Origin of the sequence: Pelagibacterium lacus (assembly GCF_003345525.1) — a bacterium.
GTDB lineage: Bacteria > Pseudomonadota > Alphaproteobacteria > Rhizobiales > Devosiaceae > Pelagibacterium > Pelagibacterium lacus.
Map to the genome: position 1 here is coordinate 138191 of NZ_QQNH01000006.1, position 13936 is coordinate 152126.

Genomic DNA, 13936 nt, shown 5'->3' on the forward strand with positions numbered 1-13936 from the left:
CCCGGCCCCACCCCAACCCAACCCTCCCCGTCAAGGGGAGGGTGTTTCTTTGGGGCGCCCCCCTCACGCGCCCGGCCGCTGTTTGGCGCGGCTGGGCCCTTGCGTTTTTTCCCCGTCCGATGCAGGGTCTCCGCCCGGCGTTTCGGCCGGAAGCTAACACGGACGATCAGGGGTAGACGACGCGATGAAGGTCACGCTGGAGCGCAACCATCTGTTGAAATCGCTGGGCCATGTGCACCGCGTGGTGGAACGGCGCAACACCTATCCCATCCTCGCCAACGTCCTGATGAGCGCCACCGGGGACGGGCTCGACCTGCGCGCCACCGATCTCGATATCGAGGTGACCGAAACCGTCCCGGCCATGACCGGCACGCCCGGCACCACCACCGTGCCCGCCCACACGCTGTATGAGATCGTGCGCAAGCTCTCGGACGGGGCCGATGTGGTGCTGGAGACCGACGGCAACGACCAGATGCTGATCTCCTCGGGCCGCTCGCGCTTCCACCTCGCCTGCCTCAATCCCGACGGCTTCCCCGATCTCAAGTCCGGCGCCTTCACCCACAGCTTCACCATTGCTGTCGCCACCCTCAGGGATTTGATCGAGCGCACCCAGTTCGCCATCTCCAACGAGGAGACCCGCTATTATCTCAACGGCATCTTCGTCCACACGGTGGACGGGCCGGGCGGGGTGGTGATGCGGGCCGTGGCCACGGACGGGCACCGGCTGGCCCGGGTCGAGGCCGAGGCTCCCGCGGGCTCGGCGGGCATGCCGGGCATCATCATTCCGCGCAAGACCGTGGCGGAAGTTCTAAAACTCCTCGACGGGGTGGAAGAGGGGGTCGCGGTCGAACTTTCGGACACCAAGATCCGCTTCACCCTGGGAGGCGTCGTGCTGCTCTCCAAGCTCATCGAGGGGAGTTTCCCCGATTACGAGCGGGTGACGCCCAAGAACAACGACAAGCTGCTCACCGTCGACCGGGCCTCCCTGGCCCGCGCCGTCGACCGCGTCTCGACCATTGCGTCCGAGCGCGGCGGCAAGGCGGTCAAGCTCTCGCTCACCCCCGGCCAGCTCGAATTGTCGGTGACCAATCCCGACCACGGCACGGCCAATGAGGAATTGCCGGTGGATTTCGAGCTCGACAGTTTCGAGATCGGCTTCAACGCCCGCTACATGCTGGAGATCGTCTCCCAGATCCGCACCGAGAACGCGCTGTTCCTGTTCAACGACGCCGGCTCCCCCACGCTGGTCAAGGAAGAAGGCGACGCCCAGGCCCTGTTCGTCCTGATGCCGATGCGGGTGTGAGGGCTGGCATTGTCGGTGATGTCCCGCCGGCCGTCCCGATCCTCCACCGGCTCAGCGCCCCCCTCACCCCGACCCTCTCCCAGCAGGGGAGAGGGGGCTCTTTTGGGGAGCCCTGCGTTGCCCTCTTTCCTTCTCCCCTGGTGGGAGAAGGTGGATCGCCCGCAGGGCGAGACGGATGAGGGGGGCGCGGCGCCGGCGACCACCCCGATGGCATCGGACCTTGCGCAATGAGCGATGATCGCCGCCACATCTCCCGCCTGCGGCTCACCGGCTTCCGCAACTACGCCTCGGCGGCGCTCGATCTCGATGCCCGCCATGTGGTGCTGACCGGCGAGAACGGGGCCGGCAAGACCAATCTCATCGAGGCGATCTCGCTCCTGGCCCCCGGGCGCGGCCTGCGGCGGGCCGGGTTCGAGACCCTGGCCATCGCCGGGGGCGACGGGCTGTGGGCCGTGGCGGCCACCATCGAGACCCCCTATGGCCCGGTCGATATCGGCACCGGCGCCACCCCCGACGCCGCGGCCCGCCGGGTGCGCATCAACGGCGCCAATGCCAGAAGCGTCGAGCAGATGAGCGACCATGTGCGGGTGTTGTGGCTCACCCCGGCCATGGACGGGCTCTTTACCGGCCCGGCCGGCGAGCGGCGACGCTTCCTCGACCGGCTGGTGACCACGCTGCAGCCCGGCCATTCGCGCACGGTCAGCGATTTCGAATCCGCCATGCGCCAGCGCAACCGGCTCTTGGCCGAGGCGGGCGATCCGGCCTGGATCTCAGCCATCGAGGCGCAGATGGCGGAACTGGCCAGCGCGCTCTATTTCGCCCGCGCCGATTCCCTGGCCCATCTGCAGGCGCTGATGCGCGCCAATCTCGAGGAGACCGGCTTTCCGGAGGCGCAGCTGGCCCTCACCCCGGTGTTCGACGGCCCGGTGCCGGAAACCGCCGGCGCGCTCGAGGAGAGCCTTGCCGCCCAATGGCGGGGGCTCCGGGCCCTCGACAGGGCGGCCGGGCGCACCACGCTGGGGCCGCACCGGGTCGACCTCATGGTTACCCACGCGCCCAAATCCATGCCGGCCGGGCTGTGCTCGACCGGCGAGCAGAAGGCGCTCTTGATCGGGCTGGTGCTGGTGCATGCCCGGCTGGTGGGGCAGATGACCGGGATCACCCCGATCCTCCTGCTCGACGAGATCGCCGCCCATCTCGATCCGGCCCGCCGCCGGGCGCTGTTTTCCGCCCTCGACCGGCTCGGCACCCAATGCTGGATGACCGGCACCGACCCCATCCTGTTCGCCGATCTGGGCGCCCACGCCCAGCGTTTCACTGTCGCGGCCGGCGCGCTCCACCCGGGCCAGTAATCCTGCGCCCCTTTCCCCGCGCAATTGCCGAAAAAGCGGCAAATTGCTTGGGGATAACCGCCCTTTGCGCTACAAAGAAGCAATTCCCAACAAGGCTGATTCTATTCCTCGATGAGCGACACGCCCCCCATCCCCAATGATGCAGACTATGGCGCGGATTCGATCAAGGTCCTCAAGGGCCTCGATGCGGTGAGAAAGCGCCCCGGCATGTATATCGGGGACACCGATGACGGCACCGGCCTGCACCACATGGTCACCGAGGTGGTCGACAACGCCATCGACGAGGCGCTGGCCGGCCATGCGGACCTCGTCACCGTGACCCTCAATGCCGATGGCTCGGTCACCGTCACCGACAATGGGCGCGGCATCCCCACCGGCATCCACAAGGAGGAGGGGATTTCCGCCGCCGAAGTGATCATGACCCAGCTGCATGCGGGCGGCAAGTTCGACCAGAATTCCTACAAGGTCTCGGGCGGGCTGCACGGGGTGGGCGTCTCGGTGGTCAACGCACTCTCGGTCTGGCTGAAACTCTCGATCCGCCAGGGCGGCAAGGTCCACGCCATGAGCTTCACCCATGGGGTCGCCGACGCCCCGCTCGCCGTGGTGGGCGACTATGAGGGCCGCTCGGGCACCATGGTCACCTTCATGCCGTCGACCGAAACCTTCACCATGATCGAGTTCGACTACAAGACGCTCGAACATCGGCTGCGCGAACTGGCCTTCCTCAATTCCGGCGTGCACATCGTCTTGAAGGACCTGCGCCACCCCGAAGTGGTCGAGACCGATCTTTATTACGAGGGCGGGCTCGAGGCCTTCGTCAAATATCTCGACAAGAGCAAGACCCCGCTGCTCGACGCCCCGATCTCGCTCAGCGCGGAAAAGGACGGCATCACCGTCGAGGTGGCGCTGTGGTGGAACGACAGCTATCACGAAAACGTCCTGTGCTTCACCAACAACATCCCGCAGCGCGATGGCGGCACGCATCTGGCCGGCCTGCGCGGCGCGCTGACCCGGCAGGTGATCGGCTATGCGGAGAGTTCGGGGGTCACCAAGCGCGAAAAGGTCTCGCTGACCGGCGACGACACCCGCGAGGGGCTGACCTGCGTGCTTTCGGTCAAGGTGCCCGATCCCAAATTCTCCTCCCAGACCAAGGACAAGCTCGTTTCGTCCGAAGTCCGCCCCGTGGTCGAGAACGTGGTCAACGAAAAGCTCAACCAGTGGTTCGAGGAGCATCCCACCGAGAGCAAGGCCATCGTCACCAAGGTGGCCGAGGCCGCCGCGGCCCGCGAGGCGGCGCGCAAGGCGCGCGAATTGACCCGGCGCAAATCGGCGCTGGAAATCTCGTCGCTCCCCGGCAAGCTCGCCGACTGCCAGGAGCGTGACCCGGCCAAGGCGGAAATCTTCATCGTCGAGGGCGATTCGGCCGGCGGCTCGGCCAAGCAGGGCCGCGACCGCGCCACCCAGGCGGTGCTGCCGCTGCGCGGCAAGATCCTCAATGTCGAGCGGGCCCGGTTCGACCGCATGATCTCCTCCGATCAGGTGGGCACGCTGATCACCGCGCTGGGCACCGGCATCGGGCGCGAGGAGTTCAACCCCGACAAGCTGCGCTACCACAAGATCATCATCATGACCGACGCCGACGTGGACGGCGCCCATATCCGCACCCTGCTGCTGACCTTCTTCTACCGCCAGATGCGCGAGATCATCGAGCGCGGATATCTCTATATCGCCCAGCCGCCGCTCTATAAGGTGACGCGCGGGCGCTCCGAGCAATATCTCAAGGACGAGCGAGCCCATGAGGACTATCTCCTTGCCGGGGGCACCGACGACGCCATCCTCACCACGCGGGCTGGCTCGGCCCATAGCGGGCAGGACCTTCTGGGCATCGTCGAGCAGGCGCGCGACCTCAACCATCTGATCGAGAACCAGAATTCGCGCTACAACCGGCAGATGATCGAGCAGGCCGCCGTGGTCGGCGCCCTCGATCCCGAGGCCATGGAGGACCCGCAGGCGGCCCAGGCCCTGGCCGACCGGGTCGCCAACCGGCTCAACCGCATGTCCGAGGAGACCGAGCGGACCTGGGAGGGCCGGCTGGACGGCGAGGGGGGCTTTACCTTCTCGCGCGTGGTGCGCGGGGTCACCGAGACCCATACGCTGGACGCGGCGCTGCTCGGTTCGGCCGATGCGCGCAAGCTGCGCAACCTCGCGGGCAAGCTCGACGAGATCTATGGCGGCGTGCCGGCCCTCACCCGCAAGGACGTGACGAGCGAGGTCTATGGCCCGCGCTCGCTGTTCTCCATCGTCATGGCGGCCGGCTCCAAGGGCGTCTCCATGCAGCGCTACAAGGGGCTGGGGGAAATGAACGCCGAGCAGCTTTGGGAAACCACCATGGACCCCAATGGCCGCACGCTGCTCCAGGTGCAGATCAAGGAAAGCGACGACGCGGATTCCATTTTCACCCAGCTGATGGGTGATCTGGTCGAGCCGCGCCGCGATTTCATCCAGGACAACGCCCTTTCGGTCTCCAATCTCGACATCTGACGGGAGCCTCCTCAGGTGTTGCAGCCGCGACACAAGCAGCGAAAACTCTGGAAAATGCCACATAAACCGGCCACAATTGGCCGCGATAGCGTTGATGGTCGATGGGGTGGCGCTGGCACCGCCCCATGCCGCGCCCCGCACCGGCCGCGCCGCGCTTCGCCCGACCCTTGCAACCCGGCCTGAAAGTGACCCTTGATGGATCTTCGCCTCTCTCCCGATGATCGCGTCGACAGCCGGGCGCGCAAGCCCCGGGCCCAGGGCGCCAAGCCGCGCTCCAGTGGCGGCGGCAAGCCGCGCAAGCCCAAAAATCCCAAGCGCAAGCGCTCGGGCGGCATGAAGTTCATCGTCGGGCTGGCCTATTTCTGCTTCACCCTCCTGCTGATCGGCGGGGTCGCGGTGGCCGGCATCGTGGTCTATTACGGGGGCGACCTGGGCTCGTCCTCGACCTGGGAAGTGCCGCAGCGCCCGCCCAATATCCGCGTCCTGGCCTCGAATGGGCAATTGCTCACCAATCGCGGCCAGACCGGCGGCGAGGCGGTGGGCATCCACGAACTGCCCGAATATGTCGGCCAGGCGGTGGTGGCCAGCGAAGACCGGCGCTTCTATTCCCATTTCGGCGTCGACCCCATCGGCCTCGCTTCGGTGGCCGTCGAGATGGTCCGAGCGCGCGGGGTGACCCGCGGCGCCTCGACCATCACCCAGCAGGTGGCCAAGAACCTGTTCCTCACCCCCGACCAGACCCTGGGCCGCAAGGTGCAGGAAGCGCTGCTGGCCGTGTGGCTGGAGCAGAACTACACCAAGGACCAGATCCTCGAGCTCTATCTCAACCGGGTGCATTTCGGCTCGGGCGCCACCGGCATCGAGGCCGCCGCCCAGACCTATTTCGGCATTTCGGCCCGCAATCTTTCGCTGGGCCAGGCGGCGATGCTGGCCGGCATCCTGCCGGCGCCGAGCTATTACAATCCCAAATCCCATCCCGACCGGGCGCGGGCCCGCCAGCAGCTCGCCCTCGCCAATATGGTGCGGGCCGGCTACATCACCGAGGCGCAGGCCCAGGCCGCCCAGGCCGACATCAATGCCGAGATCACCACCCAGCGCGTGGCCGGGGCCGAATATTACGTCGCCGACTGGGTCGAGACGCTGATGAACGACTATCTCGGCGAGGTCAATTCGGACGTGGTGGTCGACACCACCATCGAGTGGGACCTGCAAAAGCACGCTGAATTCGTGGTCAAGGAAGCCATCGCCCAGCACGGGGCGGAGCGCGACTTCTCCCAGGCCGCCTTCGTGGCGCTCGATACCGACGGGCGGGTGCGGGCCCTGGTGGGCGGGGCCGACTATACCCAGTCGACCTATAACCGCGCGGTGACGGCGCGGCGCCAGCCCGGCTCGGCCTTCAAGCCCTTCATCTACCTCACCGCGCTGCAGATGGGCTATACGCCCGACACGCTGATGGTGGACGAGCCGCTCAACTACAATGGCTGGGCCCCCGAAAACGCCAATGGCCGCTATGTGGGCCCGATCCTGTTGCGCGACGCGCTGGCCTTTTCCGTCAACACGGTGGCGGCGCGGCTGGCCATCGATGTGGGCCCGGAAAACGTGGTGGAAACCGCCTATCGCATGGGCTTTTCCTCCAATTTCCAGGCGGTGCCGGCCATCGCCCTGGGCACGCAGGAGGTCTCGCTGCTGGAATTGACCGCCGGCTACACCCCGTTTGCCAATGGCGGCTATGGGGTGGTGCCCAATGTCATCACCCGCATCAGCACCGTGGATGGCGAAGTGCTCTACGAAGCCTCCGATGCCGGGCCGGGGCGCGTCCTCACCGACGAGCAGGTGGGGATGATGAACGACATGCTGCAGACCGGCGTGCAGGCGGGCACGGGCCGCGCCGCCCAGCTCGGCAACTGGCCGATGGCGGGCAAGACCGGCACCTCGCAGCGCAATCGCGACGCGGTGTTCGTGGGCTATACCGCCAATTATGTCGGCGGGGTATGGCTGGGCAATGACGACGATTCCCCGACGCGGGGCCTGTCGGGGGGCGCCATCCCGGCCCAGATCTGGCGCGACATCATGACCGAGGCGCATCAGGGGCTCACGGTCGCCAACCTGCCGGGCCATTATGTCCGCCTGCAGGATCGCGTCGCGGTGCCTATGCAGGATACGGTGCCGGCCACCGGCATCCCGGTGACCATCGACCAGATCCAGGGCCAGCCCGGCCAGCAGCCCCAGCCGATGCCGCAACAGCAACAGCAGCAGCCGCAATTGCTCGGCCCGGCCGATGACGGGATCGGCAACCTGCTCAACGGCTTGTTCGGCGGATAAATTCAGCAGCTATCGACGATAAAAGGCCCGGAGCGATCCGGGCCTTTTGTCGTTTCAGAGCGCCATCAGCTTGGCGCCATGGGCCTTGAGCCAGGCCTGGCCGCGCCCATAATCGGGCAGGGCGCGCGCCAATGTGCGCCAGAAGGCCGGGCTGTGGTTCATCTCGACGCGATGGGCCACCTCATGGGCCGCCACATAATCGAGCACGAAATCGGGGGCGAGGATCAGGCGCCAATTGTAGTTGAGCGTGCCGCTCGACGAGCACGACCCCCAGCGCGTCGTCTGGTCGCGCAGCTTGATGGCGGCGATGCTCACCCCCAGCGCCGCCGCGTGGCGCGCCGAGGCCCGCTCCAGATCGGCACGGGCCTCCGCCTTCAGCCAGTCGAGCAGCCGGCGTCGGAAGTGATCGGGCCCGCCGGGCACATGGAGCTTTGGCCCCCCTTCGCCCGCCTCCACCCACACCCGCCCACGCGCACTGTCCGAGACGATTATGGCGTGATCGACCCCGCGCAGGGGCACCAGCCCGTCCGGCGCAAGGCGCCAGGGGGTGGCGAGCCGGGCCAGCCGGGCATCGAGCCAGCCGCGATTGCGCTCGAGGAAGGCTTCGGCCTCGCTCCAGTGCCCGCCGCGCGGCAGGGTCAGCACCGGTTCGCCCCGGGCCGAAACGCTCAGCCGATAGGACCGGGCCCGCGGATTGACCCGCACGCCGACCGCCACCGGCCCGGAAGCGGTCACCACCTCGACGGTCTGGGGGATCGGGGCGCGGCGGAGCAGGCGGGTCAGTCCCAAGGCATATCTCGCGAAAGAAGGCGGCGGGGGTCGGCCGAGTTTATGCGATTCGGAGAAACGCCGGCCCGAAAACAAGAAAGCGGCGCGGCCGGAGCCGCACCGCTTTCCATAGGTGCCTTGGGTGGAGGGAACCCAAGGCGGGCTTACGGGATCAAGGGAGGGGGAACGTCCCGCAAGCCGGTCACAGGAGCCGCCGGCCGCAGCCGGCGATTCGCTCGTGTCAGGGGATAGATGGGGAGCTTCGCAGCGGTTCGCAAGTGCGACCGAATGAAGCTGGCCGGCCCGCGGAAATCCCCGGGCCGGCCGGTGTGTGTCAATAGCCCTGGCGATCGCCTTCGGGCTCGCCGCGCTGGGCGTTGCGCTCGCGCATGAAGCGGTCGAACTCTTCGCGGTCGCGGGCCTTGTGCAGATTGGCCAGGTGCTCCTCGAAGGCCGCACGGTCTTCATCGAGCTTGCGGCGCTCCTCGTCGAGGCGGCGGAGCTGCTCTTCGCGGTATTCGTCGAAGGCGGCATTGCCGGTCGAGGTCGAGGCGAAGCCGCGCGGGGCGGAGCGGCAGGAACGGCGCGACTTGAAGCCTTCCGCCTGCCGTTTCACCCAGGCATCGGCCTTTTCCTGGCTGCCGCCCATATACTCGCCCCACAGGATGTAGGCGAGCACCGCCATGCCAAGCGGCCAGAAGACGATGAAGCCCAGCACCATCAAGGCGATCGTAAGCGGGGACCAGGCAGGTTTGATCAGTGCAGTGTTCATTGGTTCAGTCTCTCCAGTCTCGAACACGCTACATTTGGGAAGCCCCCCGGCGCCATCAAGACGCAAGGTCGCAATTTTTGCCTCTTGAAATCTGCTATAATTTTCCCATACGCCCGGCCTGTCGGCCGCACCCAAGGGGATTTTCCGCCATGCCAGAGCTCGCCTCCGCCACCATGCCGCCTTCGCCATCGGTCCATACCATGCGGCTGGAAACCCTCGTGCTGCTGCGCTGGCTGGCGGTGGCGGGGCAGGCGAGCGCGGTGATCTTCGTCGCCTTCGGCCTCGGCTATGCGCTGCCGCTCGGCCCGTGCCTGTTGCTGATCGGGCTCTCCATGCTGCTCAATGTGGGGCTGCTGGTGCGCTATGGCCCGGCCCACCGGCCCTCGCCGCGCCTCGCCTTCTACCAGCTCGTCTATGACAGCCTGCAACTGGGCGGGCTGCTGTTCCTCACCGGCGGGCTGGGCAATCCCTTCGCGCTGCTGCTGCTCGCCCCGGTCTCGGTCTCGGCCTCGACGCTCTCGACCCGCAACACCATCTGGCTGGGGACGCTGGTGGTCAGCGTCGCCAGCATCCTGGCCCTCTTCCACCTGCCCCTGCCCTGGAACGAGGAGCTGCCGTTCTTCCCGCCGCAGATCTATCTCACCGGGGTGTGGGTCGCGCTGGTCGCCGGAGTGGTGTTCGTGGCCGGCTATACCAACCGGGTGGCGCATGAGGCGCGCCAGCTGGTCGATGCACTCACCATCACCGAACTGGCCCTGTCGCGCCAGCAGCAGCTCTCGGCGCTGGACGGGCTGGCGGCCGCCGCCGCCCATGAGCTGGGCACCCCGCTGGCCACCATCGCGCTGGCCGCCAAGGAGATCCGCCGCGAGGCCGGGGAGGGGGAGCTGGCCGACGATCTCGACCTCATCATCGGGCAGGTGGCGCGCTGCCGGGCCATTCTGGGCAAGCTGCGCAGCCTGCGCCCCGGCGGCTCGGACATTTTCGACACCGCCACCCTCTCGGACATCGTCGCCGAGCTGGCCAAGCCCCATGAGGGCCCGGCCCTGGTGGCTGGCAAGTCCATCGTGCTCGATACCGGATCGAACGCCCATGAGCCGGTGATCGCGCGCAATGTGGGGCTGCTCTACGGGCTGGGGAACCTCATCGAGAACGCGGTGCAGTTCGCGCGCGAAACCGTGACCATCTCCGCCGATTGGGACGGCAAAAGGGTGATGATCGCCATTACCGATGACGGGCCGGGCTTCCCGCCCGACCTTCTCAGCCGGCTGGGCGAACCCTATCTCACCACCAAGTTCCGGGGGCGGGACGATCCGCGCAATCCCGATGCCGGGGGCGGGCTGGGCCTGGGGGTGTTCATCGCCAAGACGCTGCTGGAGCGCACCGGCGCCTCGCTGCGCTTTTTCAACGCCCGCGCCAATGGCTATGCCAGCGTCGAGATTCGCTGGCCGCGCGACGTGCTGGCCGAGGAAGCCTCGCGAACCGCATGAAAAATGCAACTCTAGATTTTGACCTTTGGCCCGATTGGTCATAAACCGTTGCGCGAGAGGAATTATCCATGACCGATATCAACGATCTCCCCGAAGCCGAACGCACCCTGCTGCTGGTCGATGACGACAAGCCGTTCCTGACCCGGTTGGAGCGCGCCATGGACAAGCGCGGCTTCATCGTGACCAGCGCCGACAGCGTGGCGGGAGGGCTGGCGGCGCTCGGCGCCGCGCCCCCGGCCTTCGCGGTGATCGACCTGCGGCTCGAGGACGGCAACGGGCTCGAAGTGGTCTCGGCGCTGCACGAAAAGCGCCCCGATGCGCGGGTGGTGGTGCTGACCGGCTATGGCAATATCGCCACCGCGGTCACTGCGGTGAAGCTGGGGGCCGTCGACTATCTCGCCAAGCCCGCCGATGCCGACGATATCGTCAAGGCGCTGCTGGCCAGCGAGGAGATCAAGCCCGAGCCGCCGGAAAACCCCATGTCGGCCGACCGGGTGCGCTGGGAGCATATCCAGCGGGTCTATGAATTGTGCGACCGCAACGTCTCGGAAACCGCGCGCCGGCTCAACATGCACCGGCGCACCTTGCAGCGCATCCTCGCCAAGCGCGCCCCGCGATAGATCGGGGCCTTATCTGCGGAAAAACTGCCGCCGATCACTCGGCGGCGTGCTGGTTGCCGTCCTCGGGCTTTGCGGCCGCGTCCGGCCGCGCCTCGGGCTTGGGACCAGCGATCATCAGCCGCGGCTTGCGCCGTTTGCGCGAGATGCGCACCTGCTTGATGCGCCGCGCATCGGCGCGGGTGATTTCGAGCTCGAAGCCCTTGAGCCTGGAGATCACCTCCCCGCGCACCGGAACCCGTCCGGCCAGCGCAAAGACCAGCCCGCCCAGGGTGTCGACCTCCTCGGCATAGTCGCCGGGATCGAAATCGCTGCCGATGGTCTCGACGAGATCGGCCAGTTCCACCCGCGCATCGGCGATATAGACGTCATCGCCCACGGCGCGCAGCATGGAGGCCTCGCCCTCGTCGTGCTCGTCCTCGATATTGCCGACCACGGCTTCGAGCAGGTCCTCGATGGTGGCCAGGCCGTCGGTGCCGCCATATTCGTCGATCACCACCGCCATGTGGATATGGGTGGCCTGCATCTGGGCCAGGAGGTCGGTGACCGGCATGGAGGGGGGCACGAACAGCATCTTGCGCACCAGGTCGAGCTTGCCGATGCGCTGCTTGAGCACGGGAGAGAGGAATTTCACCGGGCTCTGGTTGTTGTGCCCGTTGGCGCCGTTGCCGGCGGTGGGGGCGGCCGATTTGGCCGGCTCGGTCACCGCTTCGAGCACGTCCTTGATGTGGATCATGCCCACGACCTTGTCGAGGCTCTCCTCATAGACCGGCATGCGCGAATGGCCGACCTGGCGGAAGCGGTCGATCACATAGCCGACATTGACGCCGGTCTCCACCGCCTCGATATCAGCGCGGGGGACCATGACGTCCTCCACCCGCAATTCGCCCAGCTTGAGCACGTTTTGCAGGATGGTGCGCTCGGACGCGGAAAAGCTCGTATCCGAGGGCAGGACCGGGGCTTCGAGAGCCTCCCGCAGGTCGGTCCGCAGCGAAGCCGTCTTGCCGGGCAGGAGCGCGCGCACGCGCGTCCACAGCGATGGCTTTTTCTCGCTCGATGTCGGGGAAAGGGAATCGTCGCCCGAAGGGCGATGCGGCCGGCGCGCCGCGGCGCTAGATTGATCGTTATCGGTCATCTGGGGTGCGGTGGGCGTCGTCATGGGGCCCGGCCGCGGCACTCCGTATCTCGTTGCGCGAAAAGGGGGGTCACACCCCCACGATGAGATCCTGCCCGTCATAGGGGTCGGGATAGCCCATCAGGGCCATAATATCGGTTTCCTTTGCCTCCATGGCAAGGGCTTCTTCTTCGGTTTGATGATCATGGCCGAGAAGGTGCAGCAGGCCGTGCACGAGCAGATGCACGAAATGGGCCTCGAAGGGCTTGTCCAGCGCCTCGGCCTCGCGGCCAAGTGTCTCATAGGCCAGCGAAATATCGCCCAGCAGCCCCTCGACCGCGTCCTCGGGGCCGATGGCGGGGAAGGAGAGCACATTGGTCGGCTGGTCCTTGCCGCGCCATTGGCGGTTGAGCGCCTGCTGGCCCGCATCCCCGGTCAGCAGCAGCGAGACCTCGCATGGCCCCTCGATCGCAAAGCCGCAATTGGCGAGGGCCACCGAGAGGGCGCGCTCGGCCAGGGGGGCGAGGGTATCCGGCCAGTCGCCGGCCTCGACGGCGATTTCGACGGTGAGTTCGGGGGTCACGCGCCGGGCTTTCCGTCCGCCGCCGGGGTGGCGCCGCCCTCATAGGCGCGCACGATGCGGGCCACCAGCGCGTGGCGCACCACGTCCTTGTCGGAAAACCGCGTGATGTGGATGCCCTCGATATCGCTGAGCAGGCCCAGCGCCTCGACCAGCCCCGAGCGCTCCCCGCGCGGCAGATCGACCTGGGTGGGATCGCCGGTGACGATCATTTTCGAGTTTTCGCCCAGCCGGGTCAGGAACATCTTCATCTGCATGGAGGTGGTGTTCTGCGCCTCGTCGAGGATCACCGCCGCGTTGGAGAGGGTGCGCCCGCGCATGAAGGCGAGCGGGGCCACCTCGATGGTCCCCGCCGCGAGGCAGCGTTCGACCACTTCGGGCTGCATCATGTCGTAGAGCGCGTCATAGAGCGGGCGCAGATAGGGATCGACCTTTTCCTTCAGATCCCCCGGCAGGAAGCCCAGCCGCTCGCCGGCCTCCACCGCCGGGCGCGACAGGATGATGCGCGAGATCTCGCCGCGTTCGAGCAGCGTCGCCGCATGCGCCACGGCGAGATAGGTCTTGCCGGTGCCGGCCGGACCGACCCCGAACACCAGCTCGAACCGGTCCATGGCGCGGATATAGCCGTCCTGGGCCGGGTTGCGGGCCACGATGGTCGCCTTGCGCGTGGCAATCTGGGCCATGCGCACCTTGCCCTTCTTTTCCAGCGTCGGGAGGGACAGCTGGTTGTCCTCGGTCTGCACCATGCGGATGACCCCGTCCACATCCCCCGGGCCGACGGGCTTGCCCTCTTCGAGCATATCGTAGAGCGATTCGAGCACCCGGCGCGCCTGGTCCACCGCATTGGCGCCGCCGCGCAGCATGACGTGATTGCCGCGCGAATTGGCCTCGACGCCCATGCGCTGCTCGATCAGCGCCAGGTTCTGGTCGAACTCGCCGTAGAGCTGGGAGACGAGCCGGTTGTCCTCGAAGGCCAGTTCGAGATGGGCGGCGGCGGCGTGGTCGGTCTGCGACCTCAGATTGCGTGTCAAGCGCGAGGGCTCCGGAAGGGCGTGGCGACTCTGGTGCCCGGCGAGCCTA

Annotated in this window: 11 protein-coding genes; 6 read left to right on the plus strand and 5 right to left on the minus strand. The window is 67.1% G+C overall.

Annotated features, from left to right (window positions below; all coding sequences use genetic code 11):
- Positions 1 to 184: 184 nt before the first annotated feature.
- From dnaN to DVH29_RS06660, 4 genes are all read left to right on the plus strand, one after another.
- Complete coding sequence (gene dnaN, locus DVH29_RS06645) at positions 185 to 1303, plus strand: DNA polymerase III subunit beta (protein WP_114645382.1); 1119 nt, start codon at positions 185 to 187, stop codon at positions 1301 to 1303.
- 227 nt (positions 1304 to 1530) lie between these two features.
- Positions 1531 to 2655, plus strand: a complete 1125-nt coding sequence (gene recF / locus DVH29_RS06650) for a DNA replication/repair protein RecF (RefSeq protein ID WP_114645383.1) — start codon at positions 1531 to 1533, stop codon at positions 2653 to 2655.
- A gap of 111 nt (positions 2656 to 2766) precedes the next feature.
- Complete coding sequence (gyrB, locus tag DVH29_RS06655; RefSeq protein ID WP_114645384.1) at positions 2767 to 5196, plus strand: DNA topoisomerase (ATP-hydrolyzing) subunit B; 2430 nt, start codon at positions 2767 to 2769, stop codon at positions 5194 to 5196.
- 195 nt (positions 5197 to 5391) lie between these two features.
- On the plus strand, positions 5392 to 7518 hold the full coding sequence (locus DVH29_RS06660; protein WP_114645385.1) for a transglycosylase domain-containing protein: 2127 nt from the start codon (positions 5392 to 5394) through the stop codon (positions 7516 to 7518).
- A 54-nt stretch (positions 7519 to 7572) separates the two neighbouring features.
- Here the strand turns inward: DVH29_RS06660 and DVH29_RS16350 are convergent, their stop codons facing one another.
- Positions 7573 to 8307, minus strand: coding sequence for a M48 family metallopeptidase (locus DVH29_RS16350; protein WP_158541588.1), 735 nt, complete (start codon positions 8305 to 8307; stop codon positions 7573 to 7575).
- 313 nt (positions 8308 to 8620) lie between these two features.
- Positions 8621 to 9058 carry a DUF2852 domain-containing protein gene (locus tag DVH29_RS06670; RefSeq protein WP_114645387.1) on the minus strand — a complete coding sequence of 146 codons (438 nt, stop codon included), beginning with the start codon at positions 9056 to 9058 and terminating at the stop codon, positions 8621 to 8623.
- A gap of 149 nt (positions 9059 to 9207) precedes the next feature.
- Between DVH29_RS06670 and DVH29_RS06675 the strand changes: the two genes are divergently transcribed.
- Positions 9208 to 10545, plus strand: coding sequence for an ActS/PrrB/RegB family redox-sensitive histidine kinase (locus DVH29_RS06675; protein ID WP_211198139.1), 1338 nt, complete (start codon positions 9208 to 9210; stop codon positions 10543 to 10545).
- Positions 10546 to 10613: 68 nt separating this feature from the next.
- On the plus strand, positions 10614 to 11165 hold the full coding sequence (locus tag DVH29_RS06680; RefSeq protein WP_114645388.1) for an ActR/PrrA/RegA family redox response regulator transcription factor: 552 nt from the start codon (positions 10614 to 10616) through the stop codon (positions 11163 to 11165).
- A gap of 34 nt (positions 11166 to 11199) precedes the next feature.
- Here the strand turns inward: DVH29_RS06680 and DVH29_RS06685 are convergent, their stop codons facing one another.
- From DVH29_RS06685 to DVH29_RS06695, 3 genes are read right to left on the minus strand one after another with little or no spacing between them, the layout of a single operon-like run.
- Positions 11200 to 12321 carry a hemolysin family protein gene (locus DVH29_RS06685; protein WP_245944902.1) on the minus strand — a complete coding sequence of 374 codons (1122 nt, stop codon included), beginning with the start codon at positions 12319 to 12321 and terminating at the stop codon, positions 11200 to 11202.
- A 46-nt stretch (positions 12322 to 12367) separates the two neighbouring features.
- Positions 12368 to 12859 carry an rRNA maturation RNase YbeY gene (ybeY, locus tag DVH29_RS06690; RefSeq protein WP_114645389.1) on the minus strand — a complete coding sequence of 164 codons (492 nt, stop codon included), beginning with the start codon at positions 12857 to 12859 and terminating at the stop codon, positions 12368 to 12370.
- Positions 12856 to 13887, minus strand: coding sequence for a PhoH family protein (locus tag DVH29_RS06695; RefSeq protein WP_114645390.1), 1032 nt, complete (start codon positions 13885 to 13887; stop codon positions 12856 to 12858). The genes ybeY and DVH29_RS06695 overlap by 4 nt, the downstream gene beginning before the upstream one ends.
- Positions 13888 to 13936: the final 49 nt, after the last annotated feature.

What these genes read in the sequence shown, in the direction of transcription:
- DVH29_RS06675 (WP_211198139.1), top strand. Translation starts at nt 9,208, where the DNA reads ATGCCAGAGCTCGCCTCCGCCACCATGCCGCCTTCGCCATCGGTCCAT.
- recF (WP_114645383.1), top strand. Translation starts at nt 1,531, where the DNA reads ATGAGCGATGATCGCCGCCACATCTCCCGCCTGCGGCTCACCGGCTTC.
- gyrB (WP_114645384.1), top strand. Translation starts at nt 2,767, where the DNA reads ATGAGCGACACGCCCCCCATCCCCAATGATGCAGACTATGGCGCGGAT.
- DVH29_RS06685 (WP_245944902.1), bottom strand. Translation starts at nt 12,321, where the DNA reads ATGACGACGCCCACCGCACCCCAGATGACCGATAACGATCAATCTAGC.
- DVH29_RS06660 (WP_114645385.1), top strand. Translation starts at nt 5,392, where the DNA reads ATGGATCTTCGCCTCTCTCCCGATGATCGCGTCGACAGCCGGGCGCGC.
- DVH29_RS06670 (WP_114645387.1), bottom strand. Translation starts at nt 9,058, where the DNA reads ATGAACACTGCACTGATCAAACCTGCCTGGTCCCCGCTTACGATCGCC.
- dnaN (WP_114645382.1), top strand. Translation starts at nt 185, where the DNA reads ATGAAGGTCACGCTGGAGCGCAACCATCTGTTGAAATCGCTGGGCCAT.
- DVH29_RS06680 (WP_114645388.1), top strand. Translation starts at nt 10,614, where the DNA reads ATGACCGATATCAACGATCTCCCCGAAGCCGAACGCACCCTGCTGCTG.